Consider the following 17,839-nt stretch of genomic DNA (forward strand, 5'->3'; position numbering starts at 1 on the left):
GCGGCGCCTAGAGGGTGACCTCCGCGTCCTCCGCGAGTGTGAAGAGCCCGGCGTCGAACACCAGCTTCACGAGCTTCGTCCCCTTCGGTACGTCGAAGTAGACGTTCGCCTTCACGGCGTTCCCCGGGTTGATCTCGTCGAGGAAACCCTCGCCGCTCTCGTTGCCGTAGATCGCGGCTTCGCCGTCGGCCTCGTACTCCCGGCCGGTCGCGTCGAGGGCGCTGACGGTGCCGTCGGCGTGGAACAGCTTCGCCTTCTTGGTGACGTTCTTCGCGGTCAGAACGACCCGGCAGAAGCTGCCCTGGGCCTTCTTGTTCAGGAAGTCGCTGCCCACCTTGGCGATGCCGCACTTGATGCTGTGCGCGGTGAACTCGAAGTCGCCGCCGCGCACCGTGTCGCCGATCCGGTAGGCCTTCGGCGCGTCGGCGGGCTTCTCGCTCTTGGCGGGCGGGGGTGCGGCGGCCGAGGTGGGAGCGGAGGTCGTGGTCAGCCCGGCGCCCTCGGCGGCGGGGGCGACGGGAGCGCTGCTACCAGCCGCGTCCGGGCTCTTGTCGTCGCCGGTCAGGGCGAGCAGGGCCGGCCCACCGCAGCAGAACACCACCACGACGGCGACGCCGATGAGCACCGGCATGAGCCAGTTCTTCTTCTTCGGCGAAGGTCCGAAGCCGGGCTGGCCGGGCGGCGGCGGATACGCGCCGGGCGGACCGGGCGGCGGCGGGTAGGAGCCCGGAGGACCGGGCGGCGGGTACGAGCCAGGGTCATGTGGTGCGGTCATGGTGATGCGCTCCCAGGTGATGTGCCCCCGCGCCAGAATTCCACGGCAGTCGTACCGGTCCGGCCGGAACGGGCGAGTGCGCCTCCGGAATCCGGACAGCTTCCGCGCCGTCAGGGCCGGGCGAGCCAGTCCTGGTCGCCCAGGCCGGAGATGTCCAGCACGCGCCGGACCTGCGGCGACGGCAGCACGGTCAACGCGTCCGGGTACCGCTGGGCGAGCCGGACCACCGCGTGGATGGCTGCCGAGTCGAAGAAGGTGACCGCCCGCAGGTCGAGCGTGAGCTGCTTGGCGGGCTCGCGGAGCGCGGTCTGGAACATGGTGTCGGCGGTCGCCATGTCGACCTCGCCGGTCACCTGGACGCGCAGTTGGTCGCCGTCGACCTGCGCCGTCACGAAGAAGACGGGCGCCGCGCCCCCTTGATCCACGGAGCAACAATGGCACAGCGTTTGCGGCACGGCAACAACCTGCCCGGCGGGCCTGTGGCGGGGGGCACACCGGCCCCGGCGATAGGCTTGCGCCATGACCGTCCGTGCGCCGCTGACCCCCGGCACGCTCTCCCCGTGGCGAGCGGTCCCCGCCCACATCCCGCGCCCGGAGTACGTGGGTAAGAAGCGTCCCCAGGAGTGGCGCGGCTCGCACGTGCAGACGCCGGAGACCATCGAGAAGATGCGCGTGGCGGGGCGTCTCGCCGCCCAGGCCACCCAGCTCGCCGGGGAGCACTGCAAGCCCGGGGTGACCACCGACGAGATCGACAAGGTGGTGCACGAGTTCCTCTGCGACCACGGCGCCTACCCGTCGACGCTCGGCTACCGAGGCTTCCCCAAGTCGTGCTGCACCAGCCTCAACGAGGTGATCTGCCACGGCATCCCGGACACCACGGTGCTCCAGGACGGCGACATCATCAACGTCGACGTCACCGCGTACCTGAACGGCGTGCACGGCGACACCGACGCCACGTTCTGCGTGGGCGAGGTGAGCGAGGAGGCCCGCCTTCTGGTCGAGCGGACCCACACGGCGATGATGCGCGGCATCAAGGCCATCGCGCCGGGCCGGCAGATCAACGTCATCGGCCGGGTGATCGAGTCGTACGCCAAGCGCTTCGGCTACGGCGTGGTCCGCGACTTCACCGGGCACGGCATCGGCGAGGCGTTCCACAGTGGCCTCTACGTGCCGCACTACGACAGCCCGCGCCCCACCGACGTGATGGAGCCCGGCATGACGTTCACCGTCGAGCCGATGATCACGCTCGGCACCTACCAGTACGACATGTGGGACGACGGCTGGACGGTGGTCACCAAGGACCGCCGGTGGACGGCCCAGTTCGAGCACACCATCGTCGTGACCGACGACGGCTACGAGATCCTGACGCTGCCGTGACCGACACCCCTGCGGCACTGCGCGAGGCGCACCACGCGGACGTCTCCGGCGGCTGGCTGCGTCCGGCCGTCTTCGGCGCGATGGACGGGCTGGTCACGAACATCGCGCTGATCGCCGGTGTGGGCGGCGGCGGGGTGTCCCCGCGCAGCGTGGTGCTCACCGGCACGGCCGGCCTGGTGGCCGGCGCCATCTCGATGGGCCTGGGCGAGTACACGAGCGTCCGGTCCGCGAACGAGCAGGTCGCCGCCGAGGTGGCCAAGGAGCGGCGCGAGCTGGAACGCCACCCGGAGGCCGAGGCCCGGGAACTGGCCGACGCCTGGGTCGCCCGTGGACTGTCCCGCGAGCTGGCGACGCAGGTCGCCGAGGCGGTACGCGCCAACCCGGAGGAGGCGCTGCGGGTGCACGTACGGGAGGAACTGGGCGTCGACCCCGACGACCAGCCCAGCCCGTGGGCCGCCGCGATCTCGTCGTTCATCTGTTTCTCGATCGGCGCGCTGGTGCCGCTGCTGCCGTACCTGCTCGGCTTCACCAGCCTCTGGCTGGCGCTCGGCGTCGGCGGCGTCGGCCTCTTCGTCGCCGGTGCGATCGTGGCCCGGTTCACCAACCGCGCCTGGTGGCGTGCCGGTCTGCGGCAGTTGCTGCTCGGCGCGCTGGCGGCCGGCGCGACCTACCTGATCGGCGCGCTGATCGGCGTCGGCGGCGGCATCGGCTGACGGTCGGCCGTCGGCGGGCCGTCAGCCGGACAGCAGGTCGTCGATGGTGCCGTCGACCGGCCGCCCCCGGGCGGCCAGTTCCTCGGCCTGGCGGGTCAGTGCCGCGCCCACCTCGGTCATGTCCGCCCCGGCCAGCCCGGTACGCCGCACCGCGTCCCCGGGGTCGCGGAAGTAGGTGCGGCTGAACAGCCCCTGCACTGTCGCGGCGGCCAGACGCGCCTCGCCGAGCATGAGCAGCGCCTGGTCCGTCTCGTACCACTCGGCCAGCCGCAACGCGCGGGCGTGCGCCGCGCTGCCCCGGTACCACGCCTGCCGGGCGGCGCCGGTGAACTCCGCCGGCCGGGCCCGCGCCAGGCGCGCCAGGTGCTCGTCGCGCAGCTTCGGCAGCCAGCCGGTCGGATCGTGCAGGGCGCGGGTGGTGACGTACCGGTCCGCGGCCAGGGGCCAGCGGGACGTGATCGTTGTCGCCCGGCGCAGGTAGTCGTCCGCCCCGGCCACGGTCAGGTCGACGAGTACGCCGTCGACCCGCCGGGTGGCGGGCGGCGGTCCGGCGCCGGGCCGGTAGGTGACGACGAGCAGGCCGACCTCGCGGTCCCCGCCGCCGTCGTCGTCGCCGTGCGCGAGCGGACCGTGTACGGCGACCGCCAGCACGTCGGCCGGGAACCGCCGCAGGACGGCGTCACCGACCCGCTCGGCCACCTGCCATCGCGGGTCGTCCAGACGCCGCTCGGCGTTCACGTCGAGCGCCACGGTCCACCTCCGACAGATCGCCTGCGGCAACCCTAGCCAGATCGGGACCGGCAGCCCGGGCGACGCGGATGTCGGATTGTGCGCGGCTACGGCCGGCGAGGACGCTCAGGCGTTCGGGACCAGCCGGAACACGCGGATCTCGCGGCCACCGGCCCGCTCGACGTACGTGCGGTACGCGGGCCACTCCTGCACCAGCCGCTGGAACAGCCGTTCCCGTTCCTCGCCGGTGACCTGCTGGGCGGTGACCGGGATCCGGCGTCCCTTGACGTCCACCTCGGCGGCCGGGTCAGCCATCAGGTTGAACGTCCAGGACGGCTGGTGCTGCTGCCCCCAGTTCGAGCCGATCACCACGTAGGCGTCGCCGTCCGGGACGTACACCAGGGGGTTGCTGCGGGGCTTGCCGGAGCGGCGGCCGGTGGAGGTGAGCACCAGCGTGGGCACGAGCCCGAAGGCGACCACGCGGCCCTTCGTCATCCGGCCGACCAGCCGGTCGGCCGGGACGAGCAGGCGCATGGTGGCGCCGAACCAACGCTGGTGACCGAGACGGCGGGTGAGGGTTCCCAGGGCTGACATCCGACAAGTGTGCCGCCCGCGTCGTGCCCCGTCATCCCTCGGACGGTCAGTCAGTCGAGCCGGCGTTCGATCGGCAGGCGGGACCGGGTGAGCAGGGCCGCGCCGCCCATCGCCACCAGCGGCACCACGACCAGCACGGCGAGCGTCACGCCGGGCACCGTCACCGGGTACGGCGGCTGCACCGGCCAGGACTCGGCGTACCGCTGGTTGAGCGCGGCGAGGACGACCACGGCGGAGCCGAGCCCGGCGACGATGCCCAGCGCCGAGCCGAGCACCGCGATGACCCCGGCCTGGCAGAGCGACAGCAGGCGGCGTACCCGGGGATCGGCGCCGACCGCCGCGAGCGTGGACAGGTCCCGGCGGCCCTCGGCCGCGGCGAGGCCGGTGGCGACCGCGGCCGCGCCGAGCGTGATCACCCCGGAGGCCACCGCGAGCAGGAGCAGCATCGGGCGCTGGTCCGACGGCGGGTCGGCGGTCGCCACCTGCGCCGACATGGGTCCGATGTCGAACAGCTCGTCGGTCAGCATCTCCATCTGCCGGTCGGTGGGCGCGCCGGCGGTGTCCAGCAGGTAGCCCATCGGCACGGCGGTCAGGCCGAGCGCGTCCGCGGCGGCGGGGGAGAGCACCAGCCGGTCGACTGTGAGACCGCCGCGCAGCGCGTACGCGGGCAGGGCACGCCCGGTGGGCGGACCGCCGGAGTTGTAGTTGACCTCCACCCGGACCTGCCCGTCCACCACCCGCCGGGCGTCGGTGACCACGACGCCGCCGGCGGCGAGCGTCCGGCGCGCGGCGGCCAGCTCGTCGTCCGGCGCGCCGGTGAGCGCGGGCAGCGCGGTGCCGTCGTCCACGAGCGCCGGCAGGTAGACGTCGACGGGTTCCTGGAAGGGGCTCACGCAGCGCGGATCCCGCCGGGCCGAGTCGGGGATGACCGGGTCGGAGGAGCTGTACGGGCACTGCCGCGCCTGCGGCATGAGCGCGTAGGGGGTGCAGTCGTCCTTCTCCCGGACGTCGCCGGCGCAGCCGGGGATCGCGACGGACACCACTGTGGCGTCGGACAGGACCGAGCGGGCCCGGCCGGCCACGACCTCGGCCGAGGCGGGGTCCGCCGGGGTCTCACCGGAGTGGGTGAGCAGCACGTTCCCCGGCGGCAGGCCGGGTTGCCAGAGTTCCCGTGAGCGGGTCTCGTCGCTCGCCACGTAGACGCCGAGCGCGACGCTTCCGGCCACCGCCGCCATCACCGCCGAGATGGCGGGCGCGGCCGAGGACCGGTTGCGGCTGGCGTCGCGCAACGCGAGCCGGGGGGTCAGCGGCAGCAGCCGGCCGGCCCGGCCCAGCACGCCGACGAGCGACGGGGTGCAGAACACCAGCCCCAGCTCGCCCAGGGCGACCCCGGCCAGCACTCCGGTCTGCGAGGTGCGGCCCGCGGCGAACGCGGCGATCGCGGTCCCGGCGACGGTGAGCGCCACCCCGACCAGCAGCCAGCGGCGGCGTGGCCGGGTCGCGTCGCGCCGGCCGGCCAGGCCGGTCGCCACGTCCTGCCGGGCCGCCGCCCAGGCCGGCGCCATCGCCGCGAGTACCCCGGCCAGCACCGCGGTCGCGGCGATCGCCACCAGCGCGGCCGGGAAGATCCGGTACGCCCCGAGGCGCTCCCCGAGCAGGTACTGCTCGACGATCGGCCGGCCGGCGAACGCTGCCCCGATGCCGAGCAGCATGCCCAGGGCGGCCCCGCCGGCGCCGAGCACCACCCCGTCGGCGAGCACGATCCGGCGCAGGTGGGAGGCGTCGCCACCGGCCACCGCGACGAGTGCGAGGTCCCGCCGCCGGCGCCGGACGCTCACCGCGAAGGCCGGGCCGACCAGCAGCACCACCTCCAGCAGGCCCAGCCCGCCGACGACTCCGATGACGCCCGCCTCGTCGGCGTCCGGTACGGACATGCCGCGGGTGAACTCCTGCCGTCCCGGCAGCGGGCTGCGGGCGACGACCTGGACGCCCTGCGCGTTCAGCCGGTCCACGAGCCCCGGTTCCAGCGGGCCGGGCAGGTCCACCAGCCAGGTGTCGCTGCCGGCCATGCCCTCCGGGGTCACAGCGGGCAGCGTGATCACGTCCCGGAGGTTGTCCGGATACTCCACCACCCCGACCACGCGGTACGTGGCACCGTCGATGGTGCGTACCGGGTCGCCGATGCGGGTCTCCAGCCGGCGCAGCGCCGTCGGGCTGACCGCGATCTCGTCGGGGCGTACCGGCGGCCGGCCGTCGCGTACCCGGGCCAGCGGCCGGGTGAGCGGGTCGGTCAGGTCGACGGCGCGCGCCTCCAGCGACTCGACGTGCCGGTCGACCCGGGTCGAGAACGTCATCCACCAGCGGGTGCGGGCCAGCCGGCTGCCCTCGGGCAGCAGCGCGCGCACCTCCTCGGCGGTCGCCGGGCGGGTCCGGGACACCCAGTCGCCCTGGACCGGCCAGGCCGACTCGCCCCAGGCGTCCTGGGTCACCGGCGTCAGGCTGTCCCAGCGCAGGGCGACGTCGGCGCCGCCGAGCTGGCGCTCGATGCGCTCGGCGCGGGTCAGATCCCCCATGTCGTAGCTGACCGCGGCGAAGCTGAGGCCGAACACCGGCAGCGCGATCATCACCAGCACCAGCAGCGTGCGCCGCCGGGCCCGCCGGGCCTCCCGGCGGGCGATCCGCAGCGCGGTCCGCCACGACCCGCGTACGGCGGCGAGGCGGCCGCCGGTCACCGGCTGCTGCCGCTGAGCAGGTGGTCGACGCCGATCAGCGGGGCGGTCGAGTCGACCATCACCCCGTCGCGGAGGAAGACCACCCGGTCCGCCCAGCCGGCGTGCCGGGCCTCGTGGGTGACAAGCACCCCGGCCGCCCCGGCGTCCACCCGGCGGCGCAGCAGGTGCAGCACCGCCTCGCCGGTCTGCGAGTCCAGCGCGCCGGTCGGCTCGTCGGCGAGGACCAGGCGGCGTTCGCCGACGAGGGCCCTGGCGATCGCCACCCGCTGCTGCTGGCCGCCGGACATCTGGTCCGGGAAGCGGTCGGCCAGGTCCTCCAGGTCGACCTCGCGCAGCGCGGCCAGCGCCAGCTGGCGGGCCGCCCGTACGCCGGTGCCGTCCAGCTCCAGCGGGAGCGCCACGTTCTCCACGGCGGTCAGGCTGCCGAGCAGGTTCAGGTCCTGGAAGACGTACCCGATCCGGCGGCGCCGCAGCCGGGCCAGCTCGCGGGCGGACAGCCCGACCAGCGCCTCACCCACGACCACGACCTCGCCGCCGGTGGGCCGGTCCAGGCCGCCGGCGAGCGCCAGCAGCGTGGACTTGCCGGACCCGGAGGGGCCCATCACCGCCACGAGTTCACCGGCCCGCACGGTCAGGCTCACGCCGCGCAGCGCGTGCACGGCGGCCTCACCGGCGCCGTGGGTCCGGCGGACGTCACGCAGTTCCAGCACCCCGTCGATCGGGTCCATCAGCGCCTCCCGTGCCGGGTCACCGGCGGGCTTCGTCGCCGGCCCGGTCCACCGCCTCGGGGTGGTCGACCGCCCGGATCGGCGCCGGGCGGTGCCGGACCAGGCTCGTCTCGCAGTGGTCGAGCCACCGCACCTCGGCCTCGGTCTGGAAGATCATCGCGTCCAGCACCAGCCGCCAGGGTAGATCCTCCGGCTTGTCGCTCGTGTACTTCAACCGGGTGAACTCCTGGAGCGCGCGCATGGTCGCGGTGCGCTGGGTCTGCACCACCGACCGCACGTCGACGCCGGGGGTGGTCAGCGCCAGCGCCAGTTTGATGGACAGCTCGTCCCGGGGGCGGTCGGCGCGGCTGATCGGCGTGGCGAACCACAGTGCCAGGTCCGCCCGTCCGGCGTCGGTGATCTCGTACGGCCGCTGCCCGCTCTCGTTCTCCGGCAGCGGGCGGACCAGTCCGTCACGTTCCAGCCGGGCCAGCGTCGTGTAGACCTGTCCGATGTTCAGCGGCCAGGTCGACCCGGTCGACTCCTCGAACGCGGCGCGCAGTTGGTAGCCGTACATCTGGCCGCGTTCGAGCAGGGCGAGCAGGCCGTGACGGATGGACATGACCGCGAGTATGCATACCTGGTATGCGCAACGCAACCGGAGGGTTCCGCCGGGTGACCGGCGCCGCGCTCAGGCCGGGCGGCCCGGGAACGGAACGGTGACCGGCGTCACCCCCGCCGTACGCCGCCAGCGGGTGGCGCGCAACGCGCAGTCGGTGAGCGCGGCGAGCGCGGTGTTCCGGTCCGCGCCGGTGGTGTGCGGCAGCGCGGCCCGCCAGTGCCCGGCCGTCCGCTCCTCGATCTCCACCGCCAGGCGCAGCGCGCTCGCCCGGTCCGTCACCGGGTAGGGCAGCGCGTACCCGGCCCGGTCGGCGGGCACCTGCCCGGAGCCCTCGGCGAGTTGCAGCAGCAGCGCGTCGCGGCGGGACCGGTGGGCCGCCTCGGCGGCGCGGGCCGCCGTACGCGCCGCCTCGGTCAGGTGCACGCCGATCACCCCGTACGCCCAGATCGCCGCGTACTCGGCGGCGAGCGCGTCGGCGAGCGCGGTGGCCGGGCCGGTCGTCGGGTTCACGCTGAGCCAGCCGGGCATGAACTCACGGCCCTCGCTCCGCTCGGTGCGTTCGTTCACTTGAGCGCCTCCACGTGTGTGGCCCGCGCCGCGGCGATCGAGCCGAGCAGCGCGGCCCGCTCGGCCGGCGCTGCCGCGCACGCCTTGGCCGCGTTCGTCCGGCCCTCCTGCTCGGCCCGGCGCAGCTCGGTGAGCACGGCGTCGGGCGCGCTCGCCGAGCCGCCGGGCGCCGGTGTGCCGGAGGGCGCCGGCCGGCCGATCACGCGGCGTAGCTCCTCGGCGTGCGCCCGGTGCGCGTCGGCGATCGGGGTGAGCCGCCCGGCCAGCGCCGGGTCGGCGGTGGCGGCGGCCCGGTAGCGGGCCTCCAGCGCGAGCGCCTCGGCCACCAGCGGTTCCAGCGCGTCCGGCTCCGGTGGCGCCTCGTCGCGGTCGAAAAGATCACAGCCGGTCAGCGGCGCGGTCGCGCCGCCGATCGCCACGAGCCCGCCGGCGCGCAGCAGCCAGCGCCGGGAATGCCCCGCTCTGACCTGGTCGGATGGTGTTCTGCCGATCCCCACCTGACAGAGTCAACACCATTCGCGCCGTCTCGTGGGTCAGGGTCTCGGTGCGCCGCCGGGTCCGTCGGCGGTCGTTAGCGTTACGCTCTGCGCAACCACCGGGCGCGGACGCCCCGGTGGCGCGCCGGTATGGCGGGCCGATCGCCCGCACCGGCCAGGGACAACACGGCCCGCGGGTCGTGGCAACAGCAGGAGAGGTGCGCGCAATGACGCAGCGTGGCCGTGCCACCCGGTCGACGGGGCCCGCCGGGCGGCCCCGCCGCTCCGACGGGCCCCGCGGCACGGACCGGAGCGGCGCACCCCGCGGCGATCTCGCCGCCCGCCGCAACCGGCTGCGCGAGGTGATCGAACCGGTCGTCACGGCGGCCGGTTACGACCTGGAGGATCTCTCCGTCTCCCGCGCCGGCCGCCGGCACGTGGTCCGGGTGATCGTGGACGCCGACGGCGGGATCAACCTGGACGCCGTGGCGGACGTCTCCCGCGCGGTCTCGGCGGCGCTGGACGCGGCCGAGGAGGCCGGCGGCGACATCGTGGCCGGCGAGTACCAGCTGGAGGTCAGCTCGCCCGGCGTGGACCGCCCGCTCACCCTGCCCCGGCACTGGCGGCGCAACGCCGGGCGGCTGGTCAAGGTCACCGTCCGCGGCGACGCGGGGGACCGCCAGCTCACCGGCCGGATCACGGCCGCCGACGACGAACGCGTGGTGCTGGAGACCGACGCCGGCCCCGCCGAACACCCGTACGCCGAACTCGGGCCCGGCCGGGTCCAGGTGGAGTTCAACCGCCTGGACGACCTGGCCGACGAGGACTTCGGTGACGACACCGACGACGACGAAGATCTGGAGGACGAGGAGAGGTGAACATCGACCTCGCGGCGCTGCGCGCCCTGGAGCGCGAGCGGGAGATCCCGTTCGACACGATCCTCGCGGCGATCGAGACCGCGCTGCTGACCGCCTACCGGCACACCGACGGCGCCGAGCCGCACGCCCGGGTGGAGATCGACCGTAAGAGCGGGGCCGCCTCGGTCTACGCGCAGGAACTGGACGCCGACGGCACGGTGACCCGGGAGTGGGACGACACTCCGCACGACTTCGGGCGGATCGCCGCCATGACCGCCAAGCAGGTGATCCTCCAGCGGCTGCGGGAGGCCACCGACGAGGTGCACTTCGGCGAGTACGTCGGCCGCGACGGTGACCTGGTCACCGGCGTGGTGCAGGCGCACGAGACCCGCCGGGAGAAGGGCATCGTCAGCGTCGACCTGGGCAAGCTGGAGGGCGTCCTGCCGCAGTCCGAGCAGGTCCCCGGCGAGCGGTACGAGCACGGCGAGCGGATCCGCTGCGTGGTCGTGCACGTCGCCAAGGGCATGCGCGGCCCGCAGATCACGCTGTCCCGGTCGCATCCCGCGCTGGTGAAGAAGCTGTTCGCGCTGGAGGTGCCGGAGATCGCCGACGGCACCGTGGAGATCGGCGCGATCGCGCGTGAGGCAGGTCACCGTACGAAGATCGCCGTGCGCTCGACCACCTCCGGCGTCAACGCCAAGGGCGCCTGCATCGGCCCGATGGGCCAGCGGGTCCGGGCCGTGATGAGCGAGCTGCACGGCGAGAAGATCGACATCATCGACTGGTCGGACGACCCGGCCACCTTCGTCGGCAACGCGTTGTCGCCGGCCAAGGCGCTGCGGGTCGAGGTGGTCGACCTGGCCTCCCGTACCGCCCGGGTGACCGTGCCGGACTTCCAGCTCTCGCTCGCGATCGGCCGGGAAGGGCAGAACGCCCGCCTCGCGGCCCGTCTGACCGGTTGGCGCATCGACATCCGGTCCGACGCGGAGACCGCGGCCCCGCAGAGCCGGGGCGGAGCTGATCACGTCCCGGAGCCGGGCGGCGCGATCTCCGGCGGCTAGGGGTAGACTTACCCAGTGGCACGACGCGCGATTCCGGAGCGCACCTGTGTGGGCTGCCGGAAACGAGCGCCGGCCAGCGAGTTGTTGCGGGTCGTCGCGATCGGTGACGAGGCTGGTCACACCAGCCTCCGGCCCGATCCGGCCCGCAGACTGCCGGGTCGGGGAGCGAACATGCACCCTGATCCGGCCTGCTTCGCGCAGGCGGTGCGGCGCCGCGCCTTCGGGCGGGCACTGCGCCTCACCGGGGTCCCCGACCACGGTGCGCTTGCGGAGCACGTCGACGCGCAACCCCCGACGACCGGTCAAGCCCGACCGGTCGAGGGTCGCTAGCAAGGTAGGACGACCGACATGAGCACACGATGAAGTCCCTGAAATGACCAGGCTTCAAGTGCAGGAGTGAGGTCGCTGCGGGTGCTGCCCGCACGACCTCGGAGTGAGGAGTGCAGTGGCAGGAAAGGCCCGCGTACACGAGCTTGCCAAGGAGCTCGGGGTCGAAAGCAAGACCGTTCTCGCCAAGCTCAAGGAAATGGGCGAGTTCGTGAAGTCCGCGTCCAGCACCGTCGAGGCGCCTGTCGCCCGACGGCTGCGTAGCGCGTTCGTAGCCGGTTCGTCGGCGCCTGCCGGCCCGCCGGCTGCCGCGCCCAGTGGCCCGGCACCGACCCCGACGCCCACCCCGACCCCGGGTGCCCCCCGGGTCTCGGCCAAGCCGATGCCGCCCCGGCGTCCGGCCGCGCCGACCCCTGGACCGAAGCCCAAGGGCCCGGTCCCCGGCCCGCCGCAGCCGGCGACTCCGGTCGCCAAGCCGGCGAGCGCGCACGACATCGAAGTGGCGGCCGCCGAGGCGCGTGCCGCCGCACTCAAGGCTGAGCAGGAGGCCGCGGTCAAGGCCGCCCAGGCCGCCCGTCAGCAGCAGCGCGAGACCGTACGCCGGGAGCCTCCGGCCGAGGGCGGTGCTCGCCCGGGTCCGCGTCCCGGCCCGAACGCCATGCCGCCGCGTCCGGGTTCCCCGGCCGCCGGTCGTCCCGGCGGTCCGGGTCAGGGGCAGGGCCCCGGTGCCCGGCCCGGCGGTCGTCCGCCGGCGCGTGGCGCCGGTAACAACCCGTTCGGCATCCAGGGCGGCCAGCAGCAGCGGCCCCCGGCCGCCGGTGCGGGCGGTCCCCGTCCCAGCCCGGCCGGCATGCCGCCGCGGCCCAGCCCGGCGTCGATGCCGCCGCGGCCGAGCCCGGCCTCGATGCCGAGCCAGCGCCCGACCACCGGCCGCCCCGGCGGCCCCGGTGGCGGTCGTGGCGGACCCGGTGGAGGCGCCGGTCGTCCGGGCGGTCCCGGCGGCGGTGGCGGTGGCTACCGCGGCGGTCCCGGTGGTGGCGGCGGTGGCGGTGGCTACCGCGGCGGTCCCGGCGGTGGCGGCGGTGGCGGTGGCTACCGCGGCGGTCCCGGCGGCGGTGGCGGTGCTCCCGGCGGTGGTTTCCGTCCGGGTGGCCCGGTCGGCGGCGGTGGCCGTCCCGGCGGCGGTGGCCGTGGCCGTGGCGGTGGCGCGGCGGGTGCCTTCGGGCGTCCCGGCGGCCGGCCGACCCGCGGTCGCAAGTCCAAGAAGCAGCGCAGACAGGAGTTCGACAACCTGTCGGCCCCGACCATGTCCTCGGGTGCGCCCCGCGGTCAGGGTCAGGTCGTCCGGTTGTCCCGTGGCGCCTCGCTGTCGGACTTCGCCGACAAGATCAACGCCAACCCGGGTTCGCTGGTCCAGGAGATGTTCAACCTGGGCGAGATGGTGACGGCGACCCAGTCGTGCTCCGACGAGACCCTGCAGCTGCTGGGTGAGCACCTCGGCTTCGACGTGCAGATCGTCAGCCCGGAGGACGAGGACCGCGAGCTGCTCGCGCAGTTCAACATCGACCTCGACGCCGAGGTCGCGGCGGACCGTCTGGTCAGCCGTGCGCCGGTGGTGACCGTCATGGGTCACGTCGACCACGGTAAGACCAAGCTGCTCGACGCGATCCGCAAGGCGAACGTGGTGGCCGGCGAGGCGGGTGGCATCACCCAGCACATCGGCGCCTACCAGGTCCACGTCCCGCATGAGGGCGAGGACCGCGCGGTGACGTTCATCGACACCCCGGGTCACGAGGCGTTCACCGCCATGCGTGCCCGTGGTGCCCAGGTCACGGACATCGTGATCCTGGTGGTCGCGGCCGACGACGGCGTCATGCCGCAGACCATCGAGGCGCTCAACCACGCCAAGGCGGCGGACGTGCCGATCGTGGTCGCGGTCAACAAGGTCGACAAGCCCGAGGCGAACCCGGACAAGGTCCGCCAGCAGCTGACCGAGTACGGCCTGGTCGCCGAGGAGTACGGCGGCGACACCATGTTCGTCAACGTGGCGGCCAAGCCCGGCATCGGCATCGAGGAACTGCTCGAGGCCGTGCTGCTGACCGCCGACGCGTCGCTGGAGCTGACCGCTCCGATCGACGGGCCGGCGCAGGGTGTCGCGATCGAGGCGCACCTGGACAAGGGCCGTGGCGCGGTGGCGACCGTGCTGGTGCAGAAGGGCACCCTGCGTGCCGGTGACTCGATCGTCGCCGGTGGGGCGCACGGCCGGGTCCGGGCCATGCTCGACGAGAACGGCAAGCCGGTCGATTCGGCCGGTCCGGCCCGTCCGGTCATGGTGCTGGGTCTGACCACGGTGCCGGGTGCGGGTGACACCTTCCTGGCCGCCGAGGACGACCGCACCGTGCGGCAGATCGCCGAGCAGCGTCAGGCGCGGCGGCGGGCGGCGTCGTTCGCCAACTCCCGTGGCCGGGCCACTCTCGAGACGCTCATGGAGCAGCTCAAGGAGGGCGAGAAGACCTCGCTCAACCTGGTGCTCAAGGGCGACGTCTCCGGTTCCGTGGAGGCGCTCGAGGACGCGCTGTTCAACCTCGACATCCCGGAGGAGGTCCAGCTTCGGATCATCCACCGGGGCGTGGGCGCGATCACCGAGAGCGACGTCATGCTCGCGAGCGCCTCGTCCGAGGCGGTCACGATCATCGGCTTCAACGTGCGGGCCTCGAACAAGGTCCGTGAGATGGCCGACCGCGAGGGCGTGGAGATCCGGTACTACACCGTCATCTACCAGGCCATCGAGGAGATCGACGCCGCGCTCAAGGGTCTGCTCAAGCCGGAGTACGAGGAGGTCGAGCTGGGCACCGCGGAGATCCGCGACGTCTTCCGCTCGTCCAAGATCGGCAACATCTCCGGCTGTATCGTCCGGTCCGGCCTCATCCGCCGCAACGCCAAGGCGCGGCTGCTGCGGGACGGTGCGGTCGTGGCGGACAACCTCACGATCAGCTCCTTGAAGCGGTTCAAGGACGACGCGACCGAGGTCCGCGAGGGCTTCGAGTGTGGTCTGACGCTGGGCGGCTACAACAACGTCCAGGTCGGCGACGTCATCGAGACGTTCGAGATGCGCGAGAAGCCGCGCGCCTGACGATCACGCGTACGACCGGCCGGCGGCCGGGGCCTTCGGGCCCCGGCCGTCGCCGTTTCCGCAGGCTGCGACAATCTCCGGCGTGATCCGGTACGCGCTGCTCCTCGCCCCCTCCGCCAACCGCGTCTACGCCGACGCGGCGGCCCGGCTCGCGCGTGCCGAACTGGCCGTGTTCGCCGGTTCCGGCGTGCTGGACGTCGTACCGGCCGACGCGGAGGTGACGCGGATCGGCGGGGTGGAGTACCTGACGTTCACCACCGCCGGACCCGGGCTGGGCGAGCGGGACCTGGCCCACCTGGCGAACCTGTCGGCCGCGTACGCGTTGTTCGAACGGGTCGGCAACGACCTGCTGCGGCCGGTGGCGCTGCGCCCGCTGGCCCGGTACGACTCCGACCTGATCACCATCCCCAAGTACGCCGGCAAGACCAACGAGCAGTTCACCCGGCTGCTGCTCAACGTGACGGTGCTCGCCTCCGCCGCCGCGCCGCGGATGCTGGGCGGTCCGGTGGTGGTGCTGGACCCGCTCTGCGGCCGGGGCACCACGCTCAACCAGGCGCTGATGTACGGCTACGACGGCATCGGCATCGAGCGTGACAGTCAGGACGTGGAGGCGTACGCCGCGTTCCTGCGCACCTGGCTGCGCCGCAAGCGGCTCAAGCACACCGCCGAGTCGACGTCGGTGCGCCGGGACCGCAAGCTGGTCGCCCGCCGCTTCGAGGCAGTCGTCGCACCGTCGCGGGACGAGCACCGGGCCGGGGCCACCCAGCGCGTCACCGTGCTGAACACCGACACCACCCGGGCCCGCGAGGCGTTGCGTGCCCGCTGCGCGGACGTGATCGTCACCGACGCGCCGTACGGGGTGGCGCACGGCAGCCGTACCGATCAGGGGTTGTCCCGCAGCCCGCTGGAGCTGCTCACCGCCGCCGTGCCGGTGTGGCGGGAGCTGCTGCGCCCCGGCGGTGCGATCGGGCTGTCCTGGAACACCCACGTGGCGCCGCGGGCGCAGGCCGAGGCGGTGCTGGCCGCCGCCGGGCTGCGCGTGCTCGACGGCCCCGGCTTCGGTGACTTCGCGCACCGCGTCGACCAGGCGATCGAGCGGGACGTGCTGGTGGCTGTCGCGCCTTAATCGCGTGCCGGGCCGGGCCGCCCGGCGTACCGTTGCTCGCCGTGTATACCGGAACCGCACTGTTCGACCTGTTGCTCCCGGGTGACTCCCGGTCCCTGAAGGCCAAGCGGTCCTACGTCCGGCCGATCGTCGCCGCGCTGCGCAAGTTCGAGGTCTCCGCCGCCGAGGTGGGGGCGCTGGACCTGCACGGCCGGGCCGAGATCGGGGTGGCGGTGGTGGCCGCCGAGCCGGCCCACGTCCGCGAGGTGCTCGACTCCTGTGAGCGGCTGATCGCCGCCCGCCCGGAGACCGAGCTGCTGTCGGTGCGCCGTCGCCTGCACGGCGAGGACGACTGACGGCGCGTCGCGCCGCACTCCGGCCGTGCCGCGCGACGGCCGGCGGCGCGCGGGTAGTGTTCTTCAGCGTTGGGCGGTCGGACCCGGCGGCGCCCACGCGCTCGCCGTCTCCGGCCGACGGCCCGGGTCGTACGGTGACCCGGCGTCGTCATGGGTACAGGTGATCCCGGAGGTGGGGGACATGACGGATCAGGCAAAGGTTCGCCGGCACGCGGAGCGCATCCGGGAACTCGTCGCGTCGGTGGTGCGCAGCCAGATCAAGGACCCACGGCTCGGTATGATCACGATCACCGACGCCCGGATCACCGCCGACCTGCGCGACGCCACTGTCTTCTACACGGTGCTCGGCGACGCGGCGGCCCAGGCGAGCACCGCCGCCGCGCTGGAGAGCGCCAAGGGCATGCTGCGCAGCACCGTCGGCAAGGCGCTCGGGCTGCGGCACTCGCCGACGCTGACCTTCGTCCTGGACGACGTGCAGGACCAGGTCAAGCACATCGACGACCTGCTGGCCGCCGCGCGTACCGCCGACGCCGAGGTGCAGCGGCTCGCAGCGAAGTCCTCGTACGCGGGCGACGCCCAGCCGTACCGGGTCGAGGACGACGAGGACGCCGACGACGACTCGGCCGAGGACGAGGACGACGACGAGCCGCGCGCCGGCGAGAGCCGGTGACCGAGGCGGCCGGGCCCACCGAGACCGCGTGGGCGGCCGCCGTCGCGGCGGTACGCGACCTCCCCGCTGACGCGCGGGTGCTGCTGATCTGCCACGTGAACCCGGACGGGGACGCGCTGGGCAGCATGCTCGGCTTCGGGCTGGGTCTGCGCCGGCTCGGCGTACGCGATCTCCAGGCCACCTTCCCCGGCCCGCCGGAGGTGCCGGAGCCGTTCCGCTGGATGCCCGGCACGGACCTGCTGGTGCCGCAGGACGACGCGTACCCCGCGCCGGACCTGGTGATCTGCTTCGACGCGGCGAGCGAGTCCCGGCTGGGTGACCTGGCCGACCGGCTGGACACGGCGGGCGCCTCGCTGGTGCTCGACCACCACGCCTCGAACACCGGCTTCGGCCGGATCAGCCTGGTCGACCCGCACGCCGCCGCCACCTCAGTGGTCGCGCTGGAGTTGCTCGACCGGCTCGGTGTGACGCTGGACGCGGAGATCGCGACCGGGCTGTACGTCGCGCTCACCACCGACACCGGCTCATTCCGCTTCGAGGCGACCACCCCTGCGGTGCACGAGACGGCCGCGCGCCTGATCGCCACCGGCATCCGGCCCGGCGACATCTCCCGGCGGATCTTCGACACCCGCCCGTTCGGCGCCGTCCGCCTCTTCGGCGAGGTGCTGGGCCGGGCCACGCTGGAACCGGCGGCCGCCGACGGGCACGGGCTCGTCTGGACGTACGCCACCCGCGACGACCTGGTCCGCCACGACCAGCCCGCGTACGTGCTGGAGGCGCTGATCGACTCGGTGCGCTGCACCGCCGAGGCGGACGTGAGTTGTGTGGTCAAGCAGGCGGGCGAGGCCGAGTGGGCGGTGTCGCTGCGCAGCAAGGGCGCGGTGGACGTGAGCCGGGTGGCGGTGGCGCTCGGCGGCGGCGGGCACCGGTTCGCCGCCGGCTTCACCGGCCGGGGATCGCTCGACGAGGTGGTCGGCCGGATCCGCGCCGAACTGGCCGCCGGCACGCCGTAGTCGTTAGGGGTGAATTGTCCCGGGA

18 protein-coding genes and 1 pseudogene are annotated in these 17,839 nt (G+C 73.9%); 10 read left to right on the forward strand and 9 right to left on the reverse strand.

The features are described from left to right. Positions 1 to 7 precede the first annotated feature (7 nt). Both CLT75_RS32160 and CLT75_RS32165 read right to left on the reverse strand, forming a co-directional pair. Positions 8 to 775, reverse strand: a complete 768-nt coding sequence (locus CLT75_RS32160) for a DUF4352 domain-containing protein (RefSeq protein WP_486485318.1) — start codon at positions 773 to 775, stop codon at positions 8 to 10. A gap of 110 nt (positions 776 to 885) precedes the next feature. After that, the gene (locus CLT75_RS32165) at positions 886 to 1,200 is read right to left on the reverse strand and encodes an STAS domain-containing protein (RefSeq protein ID WP_486485319.1); all 315 of its coding nucleotides are present in this window, start codon (positions 1,198 to 1,200) and stop codon (positions 886 to 888) included. Positions 1,201 to 1,294: 94 nt separating this feature from the next. On the opposite strand from CLT75_RS32165, the gene map reads away from it, so the two are divergent. Together map and CLT75_RS32175 are read left to right on the forward strand one after the other, a co-directional pair. Beyond that, positions 1,295 to 2,152, forward strand: a complete 858-nt coding sequence (map, locus tag CLT75_RS32170; protein WP_013284652.1) for a type I methionyl aminopeptidase — start codon at positions 1,295 to 1,297, stop codon at positions 2,150 to 2,152. After that, complete coding sequence (locus CLT75_RS32175; protein WP_135243813.1) at positions 2,149 to 2,865, forward strand: VIT1/CCC1 transporter family protein; 717 nt, start codon at positions 2,149 to 2,151, stop codon at positions 2,863 to 2,865. Before map ends, CLT75_RS32175 begins: the two co-directional genes overlap by 4 nt. A gap of 21 nt (positions 2,866 to 2,886) precedes the next feature. Here CLT75_RS32175 and CLT75_RS32180 read toward each other — a convergent pair whose 3' ends face one another. The 7 genes from CLT75_RS32180 to CLT75_RS32210 all read right to left on the reverse strand — a co-directional run bounded on the left by CLT75_RS32180 (position 2,887) and on the right by CLT75_RS32210 (position 9,256). Then, entirely contained in the window at positions 2,887 to 3,615 is a 729-nt protein-coding gene (locus CLT75_RS32180; RefSeq protein ID WP_135243814.1) for a nucleotidyltransferase domain-containing protein, read from the reverse strand. 105 nt (positions 3,616 to 3,720) lie between these two features. Next, positions 3,721 to 4,188 carry a nitroreductase family deazaflavin-dependent oxidoreductase gene (locus CLT75_RS32185; RefSeq protein ID WP_030503430.1) on the reverse strand — a complete coding sequence of 156 codons (468 nt, stop codon included), beginning with the start codon at positions 4,186 to 4,188 and terminating at the stop codon, positions 3,721 to 3,723. Positions 4,189 to 4,238: 50 nt separating this feature from the next. Continuing rightward, positions 4,239 to 6,920, reverse strand: a complete 2,682-nt coding sequence (locus CLT75_RS32190) for an FtsX-like permease family protein (protein WP_135243815.1) — start codon at positions 6,918 to 6,920, stop codon at positions 4,239 to 4,241. Beyond that, positions 6,917 to 7,648 (reverse strand): ABC transporter ATP-binding protein, encoded by a 732-nt coding sequence (locus CLT75_RS32195; RefSeq protein ID WP_135243816.1) that lies wholly within the window; start codon positions 7,646 to 7,648, stop codon positions 6,917 to 6,919. Before CLT75_RS32195 ends, CLT75_RS32190 begins: the two co-directional genes overlap by 4 nt. Positions 7,649 to 7,667: 19 nt before the next feature. Beyond that, positions 7,668 to 8,249, reverse strand: a complete 582-nt coding sequence (locus CLT75_RS32200; protein WP_013284661.1) for a PadR family transcriptional regulator — start codon at positions 8,247 to 8,249, stop codon at positions 7,668 to 7,670. A 69-nt stretch (positions 8,250 to 8,318) separates the two neighbouring features. Beyond that, on the reverse strand, positions 8,319 to 8,777 hold the full coding sequence (locus CLT75_RS32205) for a ferritin-like domain-containing protein (protein WP_135244202.1): 459 nt from the start codon (positions 8,775 to 8,777) through the stop codon (positions 8,319 to 8,321). Between the two features lie 35 nt (positions 8,778 to 8,812). Continuing rightward, complete coding sequence (locus tag CLT75_RS32210) at positions 8,813 to 9,256, reverse strand: hypothetical protein (RefSeq protein ID WP_209310514.1); 444 nt, start codon at positions 9,254 to 9,256, stop codon at positions 8,813 to 8,815. Positions 9,257 to 9,519: 263 nt separating this feature from the next. Here CLT75_RS32210 and rimP point away from each other — a divergent pair, with 263 nt between their 5' ends. From rimP to CLT75_RS32250, 8 genes and pseudogenes are all read left to right on the forward strand, one after another. Further along, positions 9,520 to 10,170: a ribosome maturation factor RimP gene (gene rimP / locus CLT75_RS32215; RefSeq protein ID WP_018785889.1), complete on the forward strand. Its 651-nt coding sequence runs from the start codon at positions 9,520 to 9,522 to the stop codon at positions 10,168 to 10,170. Then, positions 10,167 to 11,210, forward strand: a complete 1,044-nt coding sequence (gene nusA / locus CLT75_RS32220) for a transcription termination factor NusA (protein WP_013284665.1) — start codon at positions 10,167 to 10,169, stop codon at positions 11,208 to 11,210. Before rimP ends, nusA begins: the two co-directional genes overlap by 4 nt. Positions 11,211 to 11,225: 15 nt before the next feature. Continuing rightward, positions 11,226 to 11,562: pseudogene (locus tag CLT75_RS32225) on the forward strand (YlxR family protein). Positions 11,563 to 11,655: 93 nt separating this feature from the next. Further along, complete coding sequence (gene infB, locus CLT75_RS32230) at positions 11,656 to 14,670, forward strand: translation initiation factor IF-2 (protein WP_030269840.1); 3,015 nt, start codon at positions 11,656 to 11,658, stop codon at positions 14,668 to 14,670. Positions 14,671 to 14,752: 82 nt separating this feature from the next. Further along, positions 14,753 to 15,796, forward strand: a complete 1,044-nt coding sequence (locus CLT75_RS32235; RefSeq protein ID WP_135243817.1) for an SAM-dependent methyltransferase — start codon at positions 14,753 to 14,755, stop codon at positions 15,794 to 15,796. A 41-nt stretch (positions 15,797 to 15,837) separates the two neighbouring features. Next, positions 15,838 to 16,131 (forward strand): DUF503 domain-containing protein, encoded by a 294-nt coding sequence (locus CLT75_RS32240; RefSeq protein ID WP_030503420.1) that lies wholly within the window; start codon positions 15,838 to 15,840, stop codon positions 16,129 to 16,131. 181 nt (positions 16,132 to 16,312) lie between these two features. After that, complete coding sequence (gene rbfA / locus CLT75_RS32245) at positions 16,313 to 16,801, forward strand: 30S ribosome-binding factor RbfA (protein WP_135243818.1); 489 nt, start codon at positions 16,313 to 16,315, stop codon at positions 16,799 to 16,801. Next, positions 16,798 to 17,814 carry a DHH family phosphoesterase gene (locus CLT75_RS32250; RefSeq protein WP_135243819.1) on the forward strand — a complete coding sequence of 339 codons (1,017 nt, stop codon included), beginning with the start codon at positions 16,798 to 16,800 and terminating at the stop codon, positions 17,812 to 17,814. Before rbfA ends, CLT75_RS32250 begins: the two co-directional genes overlap by 4 nt. Positions 17,815 to 17,839 lie beyond the last annotated feature (25 nt).

It is taken from the genome of Micromonospora sp. CNZ285 (assembly GCF_004637285.1).

Excerpts from the sequence above, each read along its gene's own strand:
- CLT75_RS32160 (WP_486485318.1), bottom strand. The coding sequence starts at position 775 with ATGACCGCACCACATGACCCTGGCTCGTACCCGCCGCCCGGTCCTCCG.
- map (WP_013284652.1), top strand. The coding sequence starts at position 1,295 with ATGACCGTCCGTGCGCCGCTGACCCCCGGCACGCTCTCCCCGTGGCGA.
- CLT75_RS32185 (WP_030503430.1), bottom strand. The coding sequence starts at position 4,188 with ATGTCAGCCCTGGGAACCCTCACCCGCCGTCTCGGTCACCAGCGTTGG.
- CLT75_RS32195 (WP_135243816.1), bottom strand. The coding sequence starts at position 7,648 with ATGGACCCGATCGACGGGGTGCTGGAACTGCGTGACGTCCGCCGGACC.
- CLT75_RS32200 (WP_013284661.1), bottom strand. The coding sequence starts at position 8,249 with ATGTCCATCCGTCACGGCCTGCTCGCCCTGCTCGAACGCGGCCAGATG.
- CLT75_RS32205 (WP_135244202.1), bottom strand. The coding sequence starts at position 8,777 with ATGCCCGGCTGGCTCAGCGTGAACCCGACGACCGGCCCGGCCACCGCG.
- rimP (WP_018785889.1), top strand. The coding sequence starts at position 9,520 with ATGACGCAGCGTGGCCGTGCCACCCGGTCGACGGGGCCCGCCGGGCGG.
- rbfA (WP_135243818.1), top strand. The coding sequence starts at position 16,313 with ATGACGGATCAGGCAAAGGTTCGCCGGCACGCGGAGCGCATCCGGGAA.